General features: G+C 63.1%; 5 protein-coding genes. All 5 read left to right on the top strand.

The window, feature by feature from the left end; translation table 11 throughout:
• A partial coding sequence (locus BN1130_RS19575) for a phage tail protein (RefSeq protein ID WP_042044107.1) occupies positions 1-503 on the top strand: 503 nt, incomplete at its 5' end.
• Positions 500-2317 carry a phage tail-collar fiber domain-containing protein gene (locus tag BN1130_RS22990; RefSeq protein WP_042044106.1) on the top strand — a complete coding sequence of 606 codons (1818 nt, stop codon included), beginning with the start codon at positions 500-502 and terminating at the stop codon, positions 2315-2317. The genes BN1130_RS19575 and BN1130_RS22990, both read left to right, overlap by 4 nt.
• Positions 2314-2745 carry a tail fiber assembly protein gene (locus tag BN1130_RS19565; protein ID WP_042044105.1) on the top strand — a complete coding sequence of 144 codons (432 nt, stop codon included), beginning with the start codon at positions 2314-2316 and terminating at the stop codon, positions 2743-2745. Before BN1130_RS22990 ends, BN1130_RS19565 begins: the two co-directional genes overlap by 4 nt.
• Positions 2742-3623: a hypothetical protein gene (locus tag BN1130_RS19560; protein ID WP_042044104.1), complete on the top strand. Its 882-nt coding sequence runs from the start codon at positions 2742-2744 to the stop codon at positions 3621-3623. Before BN1130_RS19565 ends, BN1130_RS19560 begins: the two co-directional genes overlap by 4 nt.
• Positions 3620-4171: a baseplate complex protein gene (locus tag BN1130_RS19555; RefSeq protein WP_042044103.1), complete on the top strand. Its 552-nt coding sequence runs from the start codon at positions 3620-3622 to the stop codon at positions 4169-4171. The genes BN1130_RS19560 and BN1130_RS19555 overlap by 4 nt, the downstream gene beginning before the upstream one ends.
• The last annotated feature ends 163 nt before the right edge of the window (positions 4172-4334 follow it).

Raw genomic sequence — 4334 nt, 5'->3', positions numbered from 1 at the left:
ACGCCGAACCGGGCTTTCTGACCAAGGGCATCAACGCCTTCTGGCAACGACTCAAGGGGTGGCTCTTGCTGCCACTGGCCCAACAAGACCCGCTGACCTGCTCGGAGTCCCTGCTGGCCCTGCTCGCCTGGGAGCGGGATATCGGCCGCTTTGATGGCGAACCGTTGGCGCTGTTTCGCAAGCGCGTCCAGTTCGCCTTTGTCAACGCGAGGGATGCGGGCGAGGTGGCGGGCTTCAAGCGGATTTTCGAGCGGCTTGGTATCGGCTGGTGCGATATCCACGAACGCCAGACAGGCCAACCCTGGGACGTCATCACCATCGAGGTGACTGACAGCGCCATGGCCAGCAATCAGGCGCTGATGAGCACCCTCATTCAACACTATGGCCGCACCTGCCGCCGCTACCGCTTCCAGGTGGTCTATCCGGTCAGCGCGACCATCCATCATGGCCGCATCACCATGAGCCAGCAGGTGTTCGGCGCATCACTCAAGAGGAACCCATGAGCCAGATCATTACCAACGCCTTTGCCAGCTACTGGCAAACCTGCCTCGCCACCCAAGCCCCGGTGGTGCTCGACGAGTTCGTGCTGGCCAACATCCCGGGCCTGGATCCCGATGCGCCCATCAACCCCGACGGCACTCTGCCACCGGCAGGGCAAATCGTGCATCGCCATAACGTGGATCAGCGCGGGCGCATCAACAACGACGCGGTGGCCTACACCATCGTGATGGACACCACCCTGGGCGATTTCGAATTCAACGCCATGTACCTCATCAACAAGGCAACCGGCATGGTGGCCATGATTGTGCACAAGGGCAGCGAGACCAAACTCAAGACGGATCCCCTGAGCGGCCAGGTAGGCAACAGCCTGGTGAAATCGATGCTGATGGAGTACGACCGAGCCAGTGAAGCCACGGTCACGAATGTGGACGCCAGCACCTGGCAGATTGACTATGCCGCCCGCCTGCGCGGTATGGATGACGACTTGCGCCTGCAGGCGTTGCAGTTCTTCGGGCCCGCCACCTTCTATGGCGACGGTTTCAAGCTGGTGAACGAGGCGGGCGTCTACAAGGTGCAGCCCGGGGTCGCCTATGTCGGCGGCCTGCGCGCCCAACTCGACCAGGTGCAGAAGATTGTCCCGGGCGCCAAGCCGGTGGGGCTCTGGCTCGACATCTACCGGGCGGGATCTTTGCTCGATGCCTGGTTGAACCATTTCACGCTGACTTTGAGCGTGGCCGACAAGGCCGATTACACCGACGGCAACGGCTATCGTCACCATCTGGCCAAGGTGGCCATCATCAACAGCGACGGCAGCGTGACCGACCTGCGCCGCAAGCGCACCCTCGAGCTGTCCGGGGATGTCAGCGGCAAAGGCATCCTGGAAGACGCCCAGGGCGTCAATATCGCGGTGGAGATCAAGGCGGGCAGCCATCGCCACCCCTGGGGCGAGCTGGACAATGTACCCGAGCCAGCCAACCGCTGGCCGAACTGGGGCGAGGTGACCGACAAACCTGCACTGGCAGCCCAAAAACATCGCCACCCCTGGGGTGAGCTGGACAATGTACCCGAGCCAGCAACCCGCTGGCCGAACTGGGGAGAGGTGACAGACAAACCGGCCTTGGCCAGCGAGGGGCACAGCCACGACTCTCTCGATCTCAAGAACCTCGACTGGAACGTTCAATCTGACAAGTTCATGACAGGCTCCGCGCAAGCTCCCAAGGGTTCTGGCAGCACGCAGTTTTTGAACTGGATCAGCTGGGGACACAACGGCGGAAGCAAGTATCGACACACCCTGTTCAGCTCAACCAGTGCTATTCATCAGCTGTGGTACGGGTACAAGGCCAATGGCACCGATACCACCTCCTCCTCGACCAATGTGCGGCTGTATCACACCAATGATAAACCCACCTTGGCCGAACTGGGCGCCGCGGCTGCATCCCATTCCCACCCCTGGTCTCAAATTAGCGGCCCTCCCGCTCAGGCTACCCGCTGGCCCAGCTGGGGCGAGGTATCCGGCAAACCCGGCACCATGCCCCCCTCTGGTCACACCCACCCGGCGGCCCAGGGCAATGCCGACATCGTGGGCAGTGGCTGGGGACAGGTGGGGACGTACTGTTTTGCCACCTGCATCGTCTCAACCGGCGGTAACAAGGGCCCGGGCTACGCCATTGCGGGCAGCTCCTTGCGCGCAGCCAACTCAGAAGATGGCGGCCCGGGCATCGGCGCCGCCCTGCCGGGTACTTGGAAGCTGGTTGGCGCTATCAAGGGCGGCGGCAATAACGACCAAAACACCTCACTGTGGATCCGCACAAAATGACAGACGACATTCTTCACGTTACCGCCCCCGAGTGGGCCGACCCGGAACACACCGCCATCAATCTGACCGTCCAGTTTGCCAATCAGGCCGAGCCGGTGCCCTTCGCCGCCACCCAAAGTGACCCGGAGCCCTATGGCGTCGAGCTGTTTGTGCGGGCGCGCTTTGGTGAATATGGCGAGGTGGCTCCCTATCAGGCGCCGCCAACGCCCATCCCGACCGAAGAGGAGCAACAGCGCGAATTGGCGCGCCGCCTGCAACTGGCTGGCGATGCCATCGCCCCCCTGGGGGATGCCGAGCTACTGGGCATATTGACCCCAGCGGAAACCTCGCGGCTCACCGCCTTGCGACTGTACCGGGTGACGCTTTCGCGCCTGCCTGAAACACCTGGCTGGCCCACGACGGTGGATTGGCCGGAGCTGCCAGCATGAGTTGGCAGCAAAGCGACCTGCACTGGCCCCCCTGCGGGGCCAACTTGCACCATCAGGCCCGCGCCGTGCTGACCCAGGTACCCGGCTTGGCGGATGCGGCCATGGGGCGCCTGCAGGTCATCGCCAGCCGCGCCCAGTATCGCCCCCACCCGCTCAGTGGTGAGGCCGCAGCCCTTTCAGGATTTCGCGCCCAGCTCGACCATCTACTGGTCACCGGTCGCGCCCTGGCGGTGACCCCCTTTTTGCACGGCGTCGGCCAGATACAGGATAAACAGGCCAGCCTGGCCGCCCCCAATGCGGTCAAGGCGCTGGCGGACAAGCTACAAGATGGTGCCGACCCCTTGCTGCCCTCCGGCCAGCTTCATGCCCTCGCCTGGTTGGTGACAGGTAACAGCGCCGCCGACCTTGCTGCCAAGTTGGCCCCTCTGTGCGCCTTGCTGCCATTGCCGCAGTGGTGCGCTGCCCTGCGTCGCCTGGAAGCCAACAACGACATCATGGCCAAGCCCACGGCGGCCAAGGTACCGCGCTGGCATGCCGATGAGCCGCTGGTCTGGGCGCCGCTGCGCCCGGCCAGCCTCGCCCTGGGCAGTGAGCTTGCCCAGCTAGAGAGTCTGGCCCGGGATAGCCAATCGCCCATCGCCAAGCTGCAGGGGCTGGCAAGTCGCCGCGCCGCGCGCCTGAGCGAACTGGCCAGCGCGCTGGATACCCTGGCCACGATCTCGGGTCAGCTCTACCGCTGGCAGGGCCAGGGAGATGTCGCCAGCCTGGCCGCGCAACTTGGCCAGAGCACACCACCAGATCACAGCATGAGCATGAGCGTCGCCGCCCTGCTGCTCTCCCCTTCCCCACTGACCTTTTGGCAGGAGTTGACCCCATGAGCCAAGCCATGCTGACCCTGGATGGCGAGCCCATCATCATGAAGTCGATGCGAGTCTCTGTATCTATGCAGTTCCAGGACAAAGACCAATCGGGCCAAACCAGCTCGACCAGCAGCGCCGAACAGGGTGCCAAAGGCAAGGAATTGGATATTTCCGGGCTCATTGCGTTCAAGGACGACCACATGTTGAGTCGATTGTTTGAGCTGGCCGATGCCAAGGGAAAAGGCGGACAGCGCCACATCTATCGGGTGGGCTCGTTGCTCGCCAAGTCGGTCAAGGTACGCCAGGCGAAGTTTGCCGGACGCATCTCCGCCAGCGAGCAAGAGGGCCTATTAGCCTGGGTGGTGCAATTCACTCTCAAGGAGTTCGATTCGGTACCGGAGAAACGCGAGGCCCGTCTGCCTGGCAAACCTGCCAATATCGGCACCGGCTCACCAGGCACCACTGCTGCCGCTGGCGGTAGCAGCCAACCAGGCGAAGAGACGCTCTCCAGCGGGGAGGCATTCTTTAAGCAGCTTGATAACAAACTGGGGGATGTGCTGGCATGAAACTGACCACTCGCTTGACCATCAATGGCCAACCGGCTCACCTGGTTGAGCACGACATCATGCTGGATCTGAATGTCGGCGGACGGGCCGCCCTGACAGCCCAGGCCCAAGTAAAAAAGGGGCAGCCAGTCACCATCGATGTTGGTTACAACGGCGACCTGCG

Origin of the sequence: Aeromonas rivuli, assembly GCF_000820045.1 — a bacterium.
Taxonomy (GTDB): domain Bacteria; phylum Pseudomonadota; class Gammaproteobacteria; order Enterobacterales; family Aeromonadaceae; genus Aeromonas; species Aeromonas rivuli.
This window is presented reverse-complemented; position numbering and strand designations above follow the sequence as displayed.

What these genes read in the sequence shown, in the direction of transcription:
- BN1130_RS22990 (WP_042044106.1), top strand. Translation starts at nt 500, where the DNA reads ATGAGCCAGATCATTACCAACGCCTTTGCCAGCTACTGGCAAACCTGC.
- BN1130_RS19565 (WP_042044105.1), top strand. Translation starts at nt 2,314, where the DNA reads ATGACAGACGACATTCTTCACGTTACCGCCCCCGAGTGGGCCGACCCG.
- BN1130_RS19560 (WP_042044104.1), top strand. Translation starts at nt 2,742, where the DNA reads ATGAGTTGGCAGCAAAGCGACCTGCACTGGCCCCCCTGCGGGGCCAAC.
- BN1130_RS19555 (WP_042044103.1), top strand. Translation starts at nt 3,620, where the DNA reads ATGAGCCAAGCCATGCTGACCCTGGATGGCGAGCCCATCATCATGAAG.